This window comes from Bacillus infantis, assembly GCF_008180445.1.
GTDB lineage: Bacteria > Bacillota > Bacilli > Bacillales > Cytobacillaceae > Bacillus_AB > Bacillus_AB infantis_B.
In genome coordinates this window covers 146284-162302 of sequence record NZ_VTER01000003.1, presented here as the reverse complement: position 1 = coordinate 162302, position 16019 = coordinate 146284, and the positions used below count along the sequence as shown (strand labels likewise).

The following is a 16019-nucleotide window of genomic DNA, read 5'->3' as shown; positions in this document are numbered from 1 at the left end:
CGTACAGAACCTGATAAACATTTAACAAAGAGCACAAAGTTTAGATAAGGTGGAAGGATTTATCGAAAAAAAAAGGTAATCTTTCGGGGGTAAAGTGAGAGGAAAAAATCAAAAACCCGGCTGCACCAGGCAGCCGGGTCTGTTATTATGCCAAATGGCTATAGTTGTTTTTTACAACATCTGCACAGCGGGGGCAAAGCGAAGGGTGGCTGGAATCAGCACCGACTTCCGGTGTAACTGTCCAGCAGCGCTCGCATGTTTCGCCTTCTGCTTTAGACACAAGAATTGCCGCTTTGTCGAGCTTGAGGGCTTCTTCCGGCGCCTCGCCATACTCTCCGCCGATTTCAAAGGCGGAAACGATGAACAGCTGTTTCACATCTTCTTTAATGCTGTCAAGAAGGCTTCTAGTTTCAGCCGTTGGATAAAGAGTGATCTTTGCTGTCAGGGATTTACCGATCACTTTTTCATTTCGAGCTTCTTCAAGTGCTTTAAGCACTTCATCGCGCAGATTCATGAATGATGTCCATTTTTTCATCAGTTCATCTGCATTAGGAAGCTCTTTGTATTCAGGCATGTCTGTCAGCTGGACACTTTCTTCCTTCACAGCAGGGATAAAGGACCATACTTCATCAGCTGTATGCGAAAGAATCGGTGCAGTAAGCTTCGCAAGCGCAACAAGGCTTTCATAAAGGACTGTCTGGATCGCACGGCGTTCCGCATTATCCTCGGCCTCGATGTAAAGAACATCTTTGGCAAAATCCAGATAGAATGAACTTAAATCCAATGTACAGAAATTATTGATCGCATGGTAAATGCCTGCAAACTCATAGCGGTCATAAGCTTCCTTGACATTATTGACCAGCTTGTTCAGCTTCACAAGCATGAACTGATCGACTTCCCTGAGGTTTTCATAGGCAACTGCATCTTTCTCAGGATTGAAGTCAGCCAGGTTCCCAAGCAGGAATCTGAATGTGTTTCTGATCTTGCGGTAAACCTCAGCAACCTGTTTCAGGATCGGGTCAGAAACTCTTACGTCTGCCTGGTAGTCAACAGATGCCACCCAAAGACGCAGGATATCTGCTCCAAGCTGGTTCATGACCTTCGCCGGAATGACAACATTGCCGATGGATTTACTCATTTTCCTGCCTTCGCCGTCAAGTGCAAAGCCGTGGCTAAGGACACCCTTATATGGCGCCTTTCCAGTTACTGCCACTGAGGTGGACAGGGATGAATTGAACCAGCCTCTGTACTGGTCAGAGCCTTCAAGGTAAAGGTCTGCAGGACGCTGCAGATCATCGCGTTCCTCAAGGACAGCCTGGTGGGATGAGCCGGAATCAAACCAGACATCCATGATATCCGTTTCTTTTGTGAACTTGCCATTCGGGCTGCCAGGATGTGTGAACCCTTCAGGCAATAGCTCTTTGGCTTCTTTCTCGAACCAGATATTGGAGCCGTGTTCCCTGAAAAGGGCAGAAACATGATCAATTGTTTCATCAGTAATGATGCTGTCGCCGTTTTCAGCATAAAAGACAGGGATAGGAACACCCCATGCACGCTGGCGGGAAATACACCAGTCGCCGCGGTCGCGGACCATATTGAACAGGCGTGTTTCTCCCCATGCCGGCACCCACTTCGTTTCTTTAACTGCTTCCAGGAGCTCATTGCGGAAGTCCTTGATGGATGCGAACCATTGCGCTGTAGCCCTGAAAATGACCGGTTTCTTCGTTCTCCAGTCATGCGGATAAGAGTGAGTGATGAATTTAAGGCCCAATAATGCGCCCTTCTCTTTAAGCGCTTCTGTGATCGGCTTGTTGGCTTCATCATAGAAGAGGCCTTCAAAGCCTTCAGCTTCATTGGTCATGACACCTTTATCATCGACTGGGCACAATACCTCAAGTCCGTATTTCTGGCCAACATAAAAGTCATCTTCACCATGGCCGGGCGCAGTATGGACGCAGCCTGTACCGGCATCAACGGTTACATGGTCGCCAAGCATCACAAGCGAATCGCGGCCATAAAGCGGATGGGCCGCAAGAATGTTCTCCAGCTCGCTTCCCTTGACAGTCTTCACGACAGCCGGGTCTTCCCAGCCGGTTTCTTCTGCCACAGATTTCAGGAGCTCTTCTGCGACCAGATATTTGCTGCCACCCGCTTCTGCTACCACATAATTGAGATCAGGATGGACACTGATCCCGAGGTTGGCCGGGATCGTCCAAGGAGTTGTCGTCCAGATGACGATTTGGACATCCTGATCCAATACACCTTTTCCATCTTTGACTTTAAAGCCGACATAAATGGAAGGAGAGCGCTTATCCTGGTATTCAATCTCTGCTTCGGCAAGTGCTGATTCACTTGAAGGTGACCAGTAGACCGGTTTCTTCCCTTTATAGATATAGCCTTTTTTAGCCATATCGCCAAATACCTTGATCTGCTGTGCTTCATATTGCGGCTGCAGCGTGATATAAGGGTTTTCCCAGTCGCCGCGGACGCCAAGGCGTTTAAATTGTGAACGCTGGCTGTCAACCTGTTCATAGGCATACTCCTCGCAAAGCTTTCTGAACTCGGCAACTGTCATTTCTTTTCTCTTAACGCCTTTATTCGTCAATGCCTGCTCAATCGGCAGTCCGTGAGTATCCCAGCCTGGTACATATGGTGCTTGGAAGCCGCTCATGGACTTGTAGCGGACAATAAAATCTTTAAGGATTTTATTCAGCGCATGGCCCATATGGATATCGCCGTTAGCATATGGAGGGCCATCATGGAGAACAAACATCGGCCGGCCTTTCGTATGCTCCTGCACCTTTTCATAAATATTCATTTCTTCCCATTTGCCCTGGATTTCCGGCTCCCTTTTTGGAAGATTCCCGCGCATCGGAAATTCTGTTTTTGGCATCAATAATGTATCTTTGTATTCCACTGCAATTCCTCCTGCTTTCATTTAGGTAAATTGACTTGCCGTCCCCGGGCGTTTTCCTTTTGAGAAAACAAAAAAAGCCCTCTCATCCCGGTAAAGGGACGAGAAGGCTTATAGCTCCCGCGGTACCACCCTTGTAGACAGAAAAGAATCATTCTGCCCGCTCAAAGCATCCTTAACGCGGATGAAACGCCTGCACCTTACTGGTTCGGAGAACGTTCAGGCAGGTACTCTAGGGTGATCTTCCAGCAATCTGCTTATTCCAGGCTCCCACCGTCCCTGGATCGCTATTCTTAAAAGCATATAGAATGCTGTACTGTCCCTTTCAACGCAGTCAATATTTTCTTATGATATGGATTATATTCGATTCATGCAGGCTACGTCAAGCCAGTGAGTCTTCTTCCTCAGTTGATTTCAGATCCGTTGAATCGAGCTCATACTGAAGGAGATGGTCCCAGTCTTCTGTATTGAGCATATCCAGCTGTGCTTCGATAAGCATCCTGAACCTTGTTCTGAAGACCTTTGACTGCTTCTTCAAATCCTCGATCTCCAGGGCAATCTTCCTTGCTTTTGATAAGGATTCATTCACGATGCGGTCGGCATTCTTCTCAGCTTCCTTGATGATCAGCTTGGCTTCCTTCTGTGCATTGCGCCTGACTTCTTCAGCGGCTTCCTGTGCAACAACGATGGATTTGTTCAGCGTTTCCTCAATATTGGTGAAATGCCCGATCCGGTCGTTCAGATCTGTAAGCCTTTCGGAAAGCTCCTTTTTCTCCCTGATCAGTATTTCATAATCCTTGATGATCTGGTCAAGGAATTCGTTTACTTCATCTTCGTCATAGCCTCTGAAGCCTTTGCTGAACTCCTTGTTATGTATATCTAATGGTGTTAAAGGCATAATGCCACCCCCTATGATTCTTAAAGCATATGTATGACAGCGTGAATACGCTGATTTCTGATATTATCAGAGCGATAAAGATATATTCGACATTTTCTTTTAAAATCCTGCAAAAAAATAATTTATTTTTGCTTTCCCGTAATGATTCTCCATTTATCTTTCTTTGTCTTTCCTTCAACTTCTATGATTTTAGATCGGCCTTTTCCCCTTACAGAAAGTACATCGGCTTCCCCGCAAACAAAAGAAGGATCCTCGACTTGTCCCCAGTTGACTTTTACAAGACCCTGCTGGACAAAGAGCTGTGATTTTTGCCTGGAAATATTGTATATGGCTGAAATGACGGCATCCAGTCTCAGCGAGGAAACAGAAGCTGACGATTCCTCCCATGCTCCGGCTGCAGTGATCGCTTTCTCCAGCGGCAATTTTTTCAGAGTGACGGAAGCTTTGCCGATCGATTCCAGCTGCATGCTTACATAGTCTTCAATTTCGCGGGAGACAAAAACCTGCGCCCTTTCACCCTCGACAGTGATATCCCCGAATTTACCCCTCTTCAAGCCAAGAGCCATAAGGCTGCCAAGTATTTGAGGGTGTTCGATTGTAACAAATTTGCTGGGATAATTGATTTCAAAGAGCGTGATAGAGAATTCTTCTTCATCAGGGGTAAAATATTCAGGATACAGAAGGGCCCTTTTCCGCTCTGTACTCTCAGTTCCCCCGAATAATCGAAGCTTCACGCCGGAATGCTCCCCGACAATCATTTTTACGATCTGCTGCTCTCTCGGATCGAGGAAGTCAGTCAATTTAGGGGCATAGGATGTTTCAACATAGTCCTTCCAGCCCAGAGACTGGTCGATGAATTCTTTCTCCTCAGGCCGAAAATGCTGATAAATAGACATCGGCACTCTCCTTTAATATTATTCAGGAAGGCATCTGCGGACATGTTCAAGCATATCACAGCAGCCACCAAAAAAGGGACTGCTCAGAGTCCCAAGTTATTGGTAATTCTATGCAACCCAATAGAAAAGCTGATGAAGCCCCTGAGTGGCAAATCTAAGGACAAAAATTGCCACAATCGGGGATATGTCAATCATTCCAAGCGGCGGGATGAACCTGCGGAAAGGTTCCAGATACGGTTCGCAGATACGGGCTAAAAATTGGCCGATGGACGATTCTCTTGCATTTGGAAACCAGGACAGCAATATGTAAATGATCAGTGCCCAGGAATATAACGAAATTATTTGACTTAAAATACCTACTACTGTTGCCATGTAGTGCTACCACCTCGCATTTTCTAGATCATGCTCCTGCATGATTTGGGAAATATTCCCTGACACCTCCACGTTATCTGGAGTGCATAAAAAGATATCTGTTCCAATTTTCTGGATGTCGCCGCCAATGGCATATACCGTGCCGCTCAAAAAATCGACAATCCTTTTTGCCTGGTCCCTTTCGATGCGCTGCAGATTAACTACCACAGCCCGGCGGTTTTTAAGCTGGTCTGCAATATCCTGGGCTTCGGCATATACCCTGGGTTCAACAAGCACAACCTTTGAAGACTTCTGGACACTTTGCAGGCTGACCACATTCTGCTTTGGAGAAGCAGGCTGTTTTTGAGGCCTGACAGGTTCGATTTCTTCTTCGATGATTTCCTCTTCTTTATAGTCATATTCATCATCAAGGAAAAAAAATGTTTTTATTTTTGATTTAATGCTCATTTTTTATACCTCCTGCTTATTCTCCGACAAGAGCAGTTCCGATCCGGACCATGGTGGCCCCTTCTTCCACTGCAATTCCAAAGTCATTGGACATGCCCATGGAAAGTTCCCTGCAAGGCGCATGCGCAAGGTTTAAATCCTGGATATCCTTCTGCAGAGTTTTCAGTGTCCGGAAACAATGCCGCAATATTTCCTCATCGTCCGTCAAAGGGGCCATCGTCATCAGCCCTGCAGCAGAAATGTGAGGATAAGCCTCCAGTTCTTTTACAAACGGAATCACTTCCTCAGGAGAAAGCCCCTGTTTTGACTCTTCACCGGAAGCATTGACCTGTATCAGGCATTGGACTGTTTCTTCTGCCCGCTTGTCTATTTCCTTCGCCAGTGAAAGCCTGTCCAGTGAGTGGATATAATCGGCAATGCCAATTATATTCTTGACTTTCCTGGTCTGCAGCGATCCGATGAAATGCCATTTGGCAGCATTGCCGATCTCTTCGTGCTTGGCAAGCATACCCTCATCCCGGTTTTCGCCCAAATTGGCGATTCCCGCAGACACCGCCTCTTTCGCCCTTTCCGTGGAAACATATTTTGTTACAGCGATTATGGTCACTTCGCCAGGATTTCTCCCTGACCTTTTACAGGCTTCATCTATTTTTTCTTGGATGCCCTTAAGATTTTCCTCTACCTTCATCTAGCTGAAGTCAGCCTCCTTCCAGCCTATGTAGCTCATCATCCTGCCAGTCTTCCCCCCATCCCTGCGATGGGAAAAAAAGTATTCCTCATGGCAGCTGGTGCAATAGCCGGATACAATTATATTCTCTTCCCGGACGCCTGATTTCATGAGAAGCTGTTTGTTCACTTCTTTCAGATCAAGCTGGTATTGATTCTCTTTTACTTGATTATATGGTTTTTTATCGACATCTTCTAGTCTATTTTTCACTAAATTGACCACTCTGCTGTCGACAATATAACATTTTTCGCAAATGGAAGGCCCGATTGCCGCCAAAATTTCCCCCGGATCGATTCCTTCATTCTTAAAGACACCGGCCATATTTCCGGCAATCCCGCCGACAGTCCCTTTCCAGCCGGCATGTGCGGCCCCTATAGCCCCTGAATCAGGATGTATGAAATAAAGCGGGACACAGTCCGCAAAGCATAGAGTTAAAAGCAGGCCCTGCTCAAGTGTGAAAAAGCCATCAGTCCTCCTGAATGCCTGGCTGTAATCCAATGCGCCTGTTCCTGCATCTTCCTTTGATACCTTCCGTATATAGGTTTCGTGGGTCTGCTCTGCCCCAGTCCATGCTGGCAATGGAAAGCCGATTGCATCAGAGAGAATTTCCCTGTTGCCGCATACCGCCTGGACTGAATCATTTACATGAAGGCCAAGGTTGAGGCTGCTGTAGTCTCCATTGCTATTCCCTCCATTTTTCGTGGAAAAACCTGCAGCAAGGCCCGGATACTTTCCCGTCCAGTCTTCAATGGAAAAAAACTTGCTTTCCTTTAGTACAAATGGCTCCATTTATCGTGTCCTCTTCGTGTTTTTCTTTAGTTTATCATAAAGAATGTTCGTGTTACAGAAAAAAGGAGGAAGCTTATGCATCCTCTTCCACCGGTTTGAGTTCTTCTGAAATTTTATAGCGAACAAGAATGACGTCCTCGCCGATTTTTAAAATATTTTTCCACGGAATGATGATATCCTCATCTTTCCCAAAGAATCCGAGGACTTTTCCTGCTCCGCTGATGATGACAGCTTCAATCTTGCCGCTCATCAGATTGATGTCAATATCCCCGATGCTCCCAAGCTTTTTGCCATCGGCCACATTTACTACGTCCTTGACCTGGAATTCTGATATCTTAACCATGGTCCACCCCCGCCATTTGTTGCTTACTTGATTATATGTTGCGGAAGGATGGAATATTTTGATTTGATGGGGGGTTTTAGGGAAATATCCATAAAAAATAACTTTGGGAAGGAAAAAAATAAGATTTTAGTTTTTCACCATAGGTTTCTGCTTTGCAATGAGCTGTTGATTTCCGTTGCAGGCACTTCGCTTTCCGTGGGGCGGCGCTATGCCTCCTCGTCGCTATGCCTCCTCGTCGCTGTCGCTCCTGCGGGGTCTTAGCTTTGCCGCTGCAATCCCACTGGAGTCTTCGTGCCTTCCACTGCAATCAACAGGTTTTCATAATTTTTTAGGCTTCCATTTAACCTCCAGTATAAACAAATTGATTCCCCATTCTATTCATAAGACAAGCCAGCATGAACACTTATAAACCCTAAAACAAAAAGCTGCTTTTCAGCAGCTTTCAGCTTTGGATATTTTTATTCATTTGCTTGATGGCGGCTTTTTCAAGGCGGGAGACCTGGGCTTGGGAGATGCCGATTTCTTCGGCTACTTCCATTTGGGTCTTGCCTTGGAAGAAGCGCTTTCTCAATATGAGCTTTTCTCTTTCGTTAAGCCTGCGCATGCCTTCTTTGAGGGCAATTTCCTCAATCCATTGAATATCTTTATTGCGTTCGTCGCTCAGCTGGTCCATGACAAATATCGGATCGCCTCCATCGTTATAGATGGGCTCGAATAATGAGACCGGATCCTGTATCGCATCAAGTGCAAATACGATTTCTTCATGGGGCACTTCAAGGACCCTGGCTATTTCCTCAGCCGTTGGTTCCTTTGACGTTTCACTCATCAGTCGTTCCCTGACCTGCAAAGCTTTGTAGGCTATATCTCTTAATGACCTTGATACCCTGATAGGATTATTATCCCTCAAATACCTTCTGATCTCACCAATGATCATCGGAACAGCATAAGTGGAGAACTTTACATTCTGGCTTAAATCAAAATTATCAATAGATTTCATCAGGCCGATACATCCCACCTGGAAGAGATCATCTACAAATTCGCCTCTGTTGTTAAAGCGCTGGATGACACTCAGTACCAGCCGAAGGTTGCCATTGACTAGGCACTCCCGGGCATATGTATCACCTTCATGCATTTGCTTGAAGAGTTTTCTCATTTCTTCGTTTTTCAAAACGGGAAGCTTTGATGTATCAACACCGCAAATTTCTACTTTATTTCGAGTCAATCCATTTCCCTCCTCACAGGAGCTGCTGTACAAAAAACAGTATCTCCTCGGAAAGGAAAAATATGCACATACCGATTTTCCGTGGTGCCCGGAAAAAACGGCATGTACAGTCTGAATAAGGGTTAAGCGGGATAAAAAAAAATTTAAACCATCTTGTTGAATTCCTTTTTCAATCTTTTGATGATTCTCTTTTCCAGCCTTGATATGTAGGACTGTGAAATGCCAAGCATGTCAGCCACGTCTTTCTGTGTTTTTTCCTCGCCAGATCCGAGGCCGAAGCGGAGCTCCATGATCTGCTTCTCTCTGTCAGTCAGCTGGTGAAGGGCCTTCAGCAGAAGCTTCTTATCTACATTCGCCTCCAGATCCTTAGTAATAATGTCTTCCTCGGTTCCCAGCACATCGGACAAAAGGAGCTCATTCCCGTCCCAGTCAATATTCAGAGGCTCATCGAAGGAAACCTCCGACCTGATTTTATTGTTCCGCCTCAGGTACATCAGTATTTCGTTTTCAATACACCTGGATGCATACGTGGCAAGCTTTATTTTCTTTTCCGGATTAAAAGTGTTGACCGCTTTGATGAGCCCGATTGTCCCGATGCTGATCAGGTCTTCAATATTGATGCCCGTATTCTCAAACTTCCGGGCAATGTATACGACGAGGCGGAGATTTCTTTCGATCAGCATTGACCTTGCAGCTTTATCTCCTTTAGGGAGCTTAATCAGAAGAACTTCTTCTTCTTCTTTTGAAAGAGGGGGAGGGAGAGCCTCGCTGCCGCCTATATAAAATATTTCATCAGTCTTGAGCCCAAGTTTGATCAGCAGTTTATACCAGTAATAGGATAGGCGAAACTTCAAATTTTTCATGAGTTGTCCTCCTTCTAAATTATGTTTTTCCGAGTATAGTATTATTAACTTACCTTTTCCGCTGATTCTGCTTTGCCGGCACCTGTCATCATCTTTGGATGGATAATGCAGTCAAATGCATCATCACTGGAAAGCTGCTGCATCGTAAAAGAGATGAGCGCCTTGCCTGCCAGGATTTTTTCTTCCCCCCTTTGGATGATGATCCTGTCCGGCTTCATGGCGATAATAAGCTGATGTTCTTGTCCAACCACCTTGCAAGGAAGAATTCTCATCCGATTTTCCCAGTCAGTCGGGATTCTTGCCTCCCCCATCAGAAAAGGCTCAGGATCCTGGGAAACGGCGAGGAGAACTTCAGGAAGCTTTTCTGCCATCCCTTTTAGGGATGCAATCATGACCGGCGTCCTGGATATTGGATCATAAAGCTGATTCCCCGTATCCACAAGCCCCTTAAAGTTCAGGTCAATCCCATTAATCGAAATGCAAACCTCAGCCAGCTGGTCATATTGGATATTGGCCATTTCCATGTTTTCTCCATGCTTCCGTGAAAAATGCCAGGCTGCAGGAAATCCAAAGATGACAAACATCCAGCTGATCGGATCCCCAAAGCCTTTGACACTTCCCAGCAGGACGGCTGAAGAAAGCTCAAAATCAAATTTCACAAAATAATGGGCACCTATCAAAGTCCCTCCAATGAGGAAAGTTGCCATATAAAAAGTAAACAGGCCTTTTACAAAATAACCGGCCCTTTTATATCCAAAGGCAAGGACGACCATGACAATTGAAAAAAGCAGCTTTGATAGCGGATGCCCGGAAATAGATTGAACCGGTGTTACCGCGAGCAGAACGATCAGTGAGCCTGCAGCCCCGCCCGCCAGTATCCGCCAAATAGAAACATCCCTTTTCAGGAAGATCGCAGTGAGATACAGCAGGAGGCTGTCAAAAAGAAAGTTCAGCAGCCAAATGATATCCAAATAAATAGCCAATCCAGCTTCACTCCAGACATATCCGGCATATTAGGTCCGGATGCCAAAAACTGATTTTTCATCTATCTATTAATCTTATGGAAAAGTATACCCCAGCCATATCATTGAAGTGTGTCACTTTCTGTAGCCTGTTTAGGAGAATTTTTTCACTATTCCCTTCGTTTTTTGTCAGTATTTTGTTTTATATGCCTGTCTAAAATATACGTCTCAATCTTAAAAACCAAAATAAAACGGCGCCTCATAGGAGGCGCCGTTTCAGCGAATCTATCTTATCTTCTTCTATTGCGGTTTCTCAGGAAAGTCGGGATATCCAATGTTTCTTCACCTTGTGAAGACTGAGATGATGAGTTCCTTACAGGCGGCTCATGGCTCTGCTCTTCCCGCTTTGGCTCCCTGTCCCTGTCCCGGTTATGGGAAGGTGAATGCGGCTGCTGCTGTTTAGGCTGGCCAAATGATGGGCGTGCCGGTTTTGGCGCGGCCACTTCTTCATTGAACCCAGTCGCAATTACAGTAACGACGATTTCGTCTTTCAGGTTTTCATTGATAACAGAACCGAAGATCATATTGACATCCTGGTCTGAAGCGGATGCTACGATATCTGCAGCTTCCTGAACCTCATAAAGGCTCAGGCTTGAACCGCCGGTGATATTCATCAGGACACCCTGTGCACCGTCAATGGACGTTTCAAGCAGCGGAGAAGAAACAGCTTTCTTTGCCGCTTCTGCCGCACGGTTTTCTCCTGAAGAGACACCGATCCCCATCAGTGCAGAACCCTTGCTTGACATGATGGTCTTTACATCAGCAAAGTCAAGGTTGATCAGCCCCGGAGTGGCAATCAGGTCGGATATGCCCTGAACACCCTGGCGAAGCACATTATCCGCTTCACGGAATGCTTCAAGCATCGGAGTGCTTTTGTCTACAATTTCTAATAGACGGTCATTCGGGATGACAATCAGGGTATCAACTGCTTCCTTCATGGAAGCAATTCCGCCTGCTGCCTGTCCGGCACGCTTGCGGCCTTCGAATGTAAACGGCCTAGTAACGACCCCTACAGTCAAAGCGCCCAGGTCCCTTGCAATCTGTGCAATGACAGGTGCAGCTCCAGTACCTGTACCGCCTCCCATTCCGGCAGTGACAAACACCATATCCGCGCCTTTCAGCGCTTCTTCGATCTGCTCTTTGCTTTCCTCAGCAGCCTTTTTGCCCACTTCCGGATTAGCACCGGCACCCAGTCCGCGCGTAAGTTTGCCGCCGATCTGCATTTTCACTTCTGCTTTCGAGAGGTTCAGTGCCTGTGCATCCGTATTAACTGCGATGAATTCTACGCCTTGAACGCCGTGTTCGATCATGCGGTTTACCGCATTATTTCCTCCGCCGCCAACGCCGATAACCTTTATGGTCGCTAGTGAATCTAAATTAGTGTCAAATTCCAACATGACAAATCCTCCTAATTCGTCGATATTCCTTAAAGCACTGTTTACTCGAAAAAGTAGCCAAGGAACTTTTTAACTCGTGATGTAATCTTTTCTTCCGGCTGTTTTTCCGGTCTTGCTTTTGGTTGCGGTTGTTTTTGGACGCGTTTCTCCTTCGCCTCGTTCACTTGGGCAGGCTCTATCTTCCTGCCCTGAAGCCTTGCATTTTTATATGCAAACTTGATCAGGCCGACTGCTGTTGTATACTGCGGCTCCCTTACGCCGATATAATCCGGAATGGCAATCCGGACGCGGTTCTGGAAAATGATCTGTGCCAGTTCCAGGATGCCCTGGGTGTTGGCTACTCCACCTGTCAGGACATAGCCTCCCGGCAGGTCGCTGACTCCCAATCTCTTAATCTCATTCTGGATCAGATCGAAAATTTCTTCCATCCTTGCTTCAATAATATCAGAAATTTCAAGCTGATTAAATTGCTGGTGCTGATCGCTCCCGATAATCGGGACACTGAAGACTTCATCTTCAGAAGCGTGGTCATAAAAAGCATAACCGTATTTGGTTTTGATTTTTTCGGCATCCTCTGTAGAGGTCCTGAGGCCAATGGATAAATCCTTGGTAATATGGTCCCCGCCGACAGGAAGTACGATCGTTGCCTTCATGATTCCCTGCTCGAACAGGGCAACGGTTGTAGAGCCGCCGCCCATATCGACCAAGGCCACTCCGAGATTCATTTCGTCCTTTGAAAGTGCGAATGCCCCTGCTGCAAGCGGCTGGAGCGTTATGTCCAAAATTTCAAGCCCTGCTCTTTCAACACATCTCAGAATATTATGTAGAATTGTCTTAGAACCTGTAATAATGGTGCCTTCCATTTCAAGGCGGACACCAATCATGCCCCGCGGGTCGTTTATTTCATTCAAACCGTCTACAATAAATTGCTTCGGAATGACATCCACAATCTCTCTTTCAGGAGGGATGGAAACCACCTGGGCGGCATCGATCACCCTTGCAACATCTTCATCTGTAATCTCCCTGTTATCACTGGAGACTGCCACTACTCCATGCGAAGGCTGGAGCATGACATGATTTCCGGTGATGCCGACGATGACCTGCCTAATCTCCATCCCTATCATTCTCTCAGCTTGTTCGATTGCCTTTTTTATAGAATGAACGGTTTCATCTATATCAACAATTGAGCCTTTGCGCAATCCTTCAGACTTCACATTGCCTACACCGATAATGTTTAAAGAGTCGTTGACCATTTCACCAATGATTACTTTTACACTGGATGTACCGATGTCAAGACTAACATAAATTTCATTGCTGTTCATTCTCTGGCACCTCCTTTTGCAAATCCGATTATTGAACAACAATAATGCCAATTTTTAGTTTTATCTTAAATTAATATAATCATTTAAATTATTCGGCAAAACTAATATATTTCCCTTTATTCTATCTTAACTTTTTTCTACTTTTTCTCGGTTCGACCATTTGGTCAGAATAATTCTCCGGATGACCGCTATGTTTTGGAAAAGCCTTACCCCAAACGCAAAAACTGCGGCTAAATACAAGTCTACACCAAGATGAACCCCCAGAAAAGCTAAAGATGCTGCCAGCAGGATGTTAAAGAAAAAGCCGGATACAAATACCTTTTCATCATATATATCCTGCAGATGCGCACGGATGCCCCCAAACAGGGTGTCAAGGGCAGCCAGCACTGCAATAGACAAATAATTGGAGTACTCATCAGGGATCCTGAAATCCGTAAGAAGGCCCAGTATGGCCCCGATAAGCAAACCCAGTACGGGAAGCCACATTAAGAACTGCCTCCTTTTTCAGATTCTGCAGGTTCCATATTTTTTACCCGGATCGTATCCTGATAGGCAGGGATGACAATGTTCTCCTTTGGCTTCAGTATAGTGACCCTGAGATTTTCGACGAAGAATTCTTCTGCCGATTTGGATACCTGCATCTGATTATAAAGCTTTTGAGCTGACTGCATATCTTCTGCGGCCGCTCTGACTTCGATCGGCAAAGAACTGACTGCATGGCCGTCGATTTTGGTTTCGCCGTTAATATCGCGGATGACGGTCGTATTAATGATTCTGTGCCCGTCAATCGATATTTGCTCTGCATCATGCATATTCAGCTCATTGACCAGCCTTTTAAGCAGATCAGGCGAAACATCACCGGGTGCATTGCCCAGGAGTGCTTCTTCAACAGCAGGCTCAATGAGGATGGTAACCCCCGGGCCTTTAACTTCCGTCAGGCCAGCTTCCTCTTTAAGCTCACCCAGCGTTTCCTTCAGCACCTGTTCTTTGCTTTGTTCCCGCTTATTTTCATATTGAGCAAGCTTCAGCTCGTTTGATCTGATTTCGCGTATCAGCCTCAGCTGGATTTCCTGTTCTTTCCGCAAGTCCTCCCTAAGCTGCCATGTGTCGCGGGTATCCCTCACCACCGGCTCTTTGACGGATTGGAACTGGACCGCAATCATAAAGCCGATCACAGCGGAAATTACCGTAAAGCTTATGATCTGATTCCTTTTCACGATTTCCACCTTACTTTCTCCTGCTTCCAGTAAGTGGATCAGCCGTATTTAATTCCCCAGATTGGGTTCCATTTTGATTTCAGCCTTTTCCTCCAGCGAGAACTGGATGTTCTCATTGACAAGCGAATCCTTGACTCCGCCTGTAAGGTTCAGCGCTGAAGAAAGAACCTCCGGATCGCCGATTGCTTCAATGACAAAAGGTGCCGGATGCTGTTTTCCATCAATTTCAATGACAGGGCCATTGCACAAAATATATGAGTCATGGGAAAGGCGCTGGCCGTTAACTGCAACAGCTGAAGCACCAGAAATATACAGTTCATTGATTACCTTGAAAACATGGTGTTCATGGACAATATAGCTGTTTACATTGGCTTCGCTGGGATTATAATCCCCGTCAGCCAATGTAACCTCCACCCCTTTGCCCAGGACGGCGACTTTCCCAAGATACATCCTGTATTTCTCTGCGTCCTCTGCCAGGTTGAAATATACCTGTGCCTCTTTTGACAAATCCTTTTCGAATTGGAGAACCTGTCCCTGTTTGCTGTCCAATTCCTTCTGGAGCCTGCGGTTGCGCTCTTCCATGCTGATGAGCTGGCTTCTCAGTGCAGAGTCCCGTTCCCACTGGCTTCCTGTCATGTCTGCTTCCTCATTTTCACTTTTTGTAAAGTGATAGGAAAATGAAAGCATATAGCCGAGAACAAGGAGCACCAGTGAAAGGACAACCCGCTTACCTTTCACCTTCTTCGTCTTCTTCTTCTCCACGGCTATCCTCTCCTTCCGGACCGTAGGCTTTAAAATAAGAACCTACTTCCAGATCAATCACGCCGCTGACCCCGGGGTCCAGCTGGCTGATGATTGAAGGATAATGCGCCATCTTTTCTGAAAAGCTCCGCAATGTAGCACTAACTTCGAACCCGTCATTCATATATAGAGTAATATGATACTCGTCCGTTTCTTTAGGAGAATAATGAATCTCCGAAATTGCGTTCAGCACCTCTTTCGGAAGGCTTTCCAGGCTGTCTATCATCTCAAGGAGGACGTCGCCCTCCTTGAATCCGAGCAGCAGAGGTGCATTAACTGGAATGTCTGTGATTTCCTGTTTGCTAAGTATCATCCCGTTTTCAAGTACAGGCAAAAAACTTTTTTCTTTCGCTATGTAGGCAATGCGATTGTGCTCAGCCACCTTGATGTCAACCGTATTGGGGAGGCGGGTTTTTATTTCAGCCCCGCTGATTTCAGGCAGCTCTTTCAGTCTACCCTCAATTGCCCCCTTATCAACCTTCCAAATATTTGTTTTCTTTGAAAGGCCGCTTACGCTAATCAATTCTTCTGTCGTGTATGTCTGATTTCCGCTGATGCTGATCTCTTTTACACGGCTTAAAGGCGACTGGAAATATATCACAAAAACAATCATAGAAAAGAATAAAAGCAATAAAACGATAAGCCTGCGGTTCGCTTTTTTCCTTCTTTGCTGCTTCAGTTTGGGAATTCGATCCTCCAGCGAGACTACGTTCCCTTTCTCCATAACCTTCACCTCACTATAAAAGCTTTAGCCGCATAATGCCAATAGCCTATCAGCCTGGCAGGCAG

17 protein-coding genes and 1 other annotated feature are annotated in these 16019 nt (G+C 45.9%); all 17 genes read right to left on the bottom strand.

Annotated elements, in window-relative coordinates; genetic code table 11:
- Positions 1-145: 145 nt before the first annotated feature.
- Complete coding sequence (gene ileS / locus FZD51_RS05495; RefSeq protein WP_148973852.1) at positions 146-2917, bottom strand: isoleucine--tRNA ligase; 2772 nt, start codon at positions 2915-2917, stop codon at positions 146-148.
- Positions 2918-3008: 91 nt separating this feature from the next.
- Positions 3009-3252: a binding site (T-box leader), on the bottom strand.
- Positions 3253-3296: 44 nt separating this feature from the next.
- Complete coding sequence (locus tag FZD51_RS05490; protein ID WP_022543700.1) at positions 3297-3812, bottom strand: DivIVA domain-containing protein; 516 nt, start codon at positions 3810-3812, stop codon at positions 3297-3299.
- A 122-nt stretch (positions 3813-3934) separates the two neighbouring features.
- Positions 3935-4708 carry a YlmH family RNA-binding protein gene (locus FZD51_RS05485; protein ID WP_148973851.1) on the bottom strand — a complete coding sequence of 258 codons (774 nt, stop codon included), beginning with the start codon at positions 4706-4708 and terminating at the stop codon, positions 3935-3937.
- Between the two features lie 108 nt (positions 4709-4816).
- A complete protein-coding gene (locus FZD51_RS05480; protein WP_148973850.1) occupies positions 4817-5080 on the bottom strand; it encodes a YggT family protein in 264 nt (87 codons plus the stop codon).
- A gap of 6 nt (positions 5081-5086) precedes the next feature.
- Positions 5087-5527: a cell division protein SepF gene (locus tag FZD51_RS05475; RefSeq protein ID WP_009791729.1), complete on the bottom strand. Its 441-nt coding sequence runs from the start codon at positions 5525-5527 to the stop codon at positions 5087-5089.
- Between the two features lie 16 nt (positions 5528-5543).
- A complete protein-coding gene (locus tag FZD51_RS05470; protein WP_148973849.1) occupies positions 5544-6215 on the bottom strand; it encodes a YggS family pyridoxal phosphate-dependent enzyme in 672 nt (223 codons plus the stop codon).
- Complete coding sequence (gene pgeF / locus FZD51_RS05465; protein ID WP_148973848.1) at positions 6216-7043, bottom strand: peptidoglycan editing factor PgeF; 828 nt, start codon at positions 7041-7043, stop codon at positions 6216-6218.
- A gap of 73 nt (positions 7044-7116) precedes the next feature.
- Entirely contained in the window at positions 7117-7386 is a 270-nt protein-coding gene (locus FZD51_RS05460) for a YlmC/YmxH family sporulation protein (protein WP_148973847.1), read from the bottom strand.
- Between the two features lie 442 nt (positions 7387-7828).
- The gene (gene sigG, locus FZD51_RS05455) at positions 7829-8608 is read right to left on the bottom strand and encodes an RNA polymerase sporulation sigma factor SigG (RefSeq protein ID WP_009791194.1); all 780 of its coding nucleotides are present in this window, start codon (positions 8606-8608) and stop codon (positions 7829-7831) included.
- Between the two features lie 143 nt (positions 8609-8751).
- Positions 8752-9471, bottom strand: a complete 720-nt coding sequence (sigE, locus tag FZD51_RS05450; RefSeq protein ID WP_009791193.1) for an RNA polymerase sporulation sigma factor SigE — start codon at positions 9469-9471, stop codon at positions 8752-8754.
- A 44-nt stretch (positions 9472-9515) separates the two neighbouring features.
- On the bottom strand, positions 9516-10454 hold the full coding sequence (gene spoIIGA / locus FZD51_RS05445; protein ID WP_148973846.1) for a sigma-E processing peptidase SpoIIGA: 939 nt from the start codon (positions 10452-10454) through the stop codon (positions 9516-9518).
- A gap of 269 nt (positions 10455-10723) precedes the next feature.
- Positions 10724-11890, bottom strand: a complete 1167-nt coding sequence (ftsZ, locus tag FZD51_RS05440; protein WP_148973845.1) for a cell division protein FtsZ — start codon at positions 11888-11890, stop codon at positions 10724-10726.
- A gap of 41 nt (positions 11891-11931) precedes the next feature.
- Positions 11932-13212, bottom strand: a complete 1281-nt coding sequence (ftsA, locus tag FZD51_RS05435) for a cell division protein FtsA (protein WP_009791190.1) — start codon at positions 13210-13212, stop codon at positions 11932-11934.
- A 126-nt stretch (positions 13213-13338) separates the two neighbouring features.
- Positions 13339-13698, bottom strand: coding sequence for a small basic family protein (locus tag FZD51_RS05430; protein ID WP_009791189.1), 360 nt, complete (start codon positions 13696-13698; stop codon positions 13339-13341).
- On the bottom strand, positions 13698-14429 hold the full coding sequence (locus FZD51_RS05425; protein WP_148974241.1) for a DUF881 domain-containing protein: 732 nt from the start codon (positions 14427-14429) through the stop codon (positions 13698-13700). The genes FZD51_RS05430 and FZD51_RS05425 overlap by 1 nt, the downstream gene beginning before the upstream one ends.
- Positions 14430-14477: 48 nt before the next feature.
- Positions 14478-15191 (bottom strand): DUF881 domain-containing protein, encoded by a 714-nt coding sequence (locus FZD51_RS05420; RefSeq protein WP_262380727.1) that lies wholly within the window; start codon positions 15189-15191, stop codon positions 14478-14480.
- Positions 15157-15954, bottom strand: coding sequence for a cell division protein FtsQ/DivIB (locus tag FZD51_RS05415; RefSeq protein WP_148973844.1), 798 nt, complete (start codon positions 15952-15954; stop codon positions 15157-15159). The genes FZD51_RS05420 and FZD51_RS05415 overlap by 35 nt, the downstream gene beginning before the upstream one ends.
- Between the last annotated feature and the right edge of the window lie 65 nt (positions 15955-16019).

What these genes read in the sequence shown, in the direction of transcription:
- FZD51_RS05485 (WP_148973851.1), bottom strand. Translation starts at nt 4,708, where the DNA reads ATGTCTATTTATCAGCATTTTCGGCCTGAGGAGAAAGAATTCATCGAC.
- FZD51_RS05430 (WP_009791189.1), bottom strand. Translation starts at nt 13,698, where the DNA reads ATGTGGCTTCCCGTACTGGGTTTGCTTATCGGGGCCATACTGGGCCTT.
- FZD51_RS05475 (WP_009791729.1), bottom strand. Translation starts at nt 5,527, where the DNA reads ATGAGCATTAAATCAAAAATAAAAACATTTTTTTTCCTTGATGATGAA.
- ftsA (WP_009791190.1), bottom strand. Translation starts at nt 13,212, where the DNA reads ATGAACAGCAATGAAATTTATGTTAGTCTTGACATCGGTACATCCAGT.
- FZD51_RS05460 (WP_148973847.1), bottom strand. Translation starts at nt 7,386, where the DNA reads ATGGTTAAGATATCAGAATTCCAGGTCAAGGACGTAGTAAATGTGGCC.
- FZD51_RS05415 (WP_148973844.1), bottom strand. Translation starts at nt 15,954, where the DNA reads ATGGAGAAAGGGAACGTAGTCTCGCTGGAGGATCGAATTCCCAAACTG.
- FZD51_RS05470 (WP_148973849.1), bottom strand. Translation starts at nt 6,215, where the DNA reads ATGAAGGTAGAGGAAAATCTTAAGGGCATCCAAGAAAAAATAGATGAA.
- FZD51_RS05480 (WP_148973850.1), bottom strand. Translation starts at nt 5,080, where the DNA reads ATGGCAACAGTAGTAGGTATTTTAAGTCAAATAATTTCGTTATATTCC.
- FZD51_RS05490 (WP_022543700.1), bottom strand. Translation starts at nt 3,812, where the DNA reads ATGCCTTTAACACCATTAGATATACATAACAAGGAGTTCAGCAAAGGC.
- pgeF (WP_148973848.1), bottom strand. Translation starts at nt 7,043, where the DNA reads ATGGAGCCATTTGTACTAAAGGAAAGCAAGTTTTTTTCCATTGAAGAC.
- ftsZ (WP_148973845.1), bottom strand. Translation starts at nt 11,890, where the DNA reads ATGTTGGAATTTGACACTAATTTAGATTCACTAGCGACCATAAAGGTT.
- sigE (WP_009791193.1), bottom strand. Translation starts at nt 9,471, where the DNA reads ATGAAAAATTTGAAGTTTCGCCTATCCTATTACTGGTATAAACTGCTG.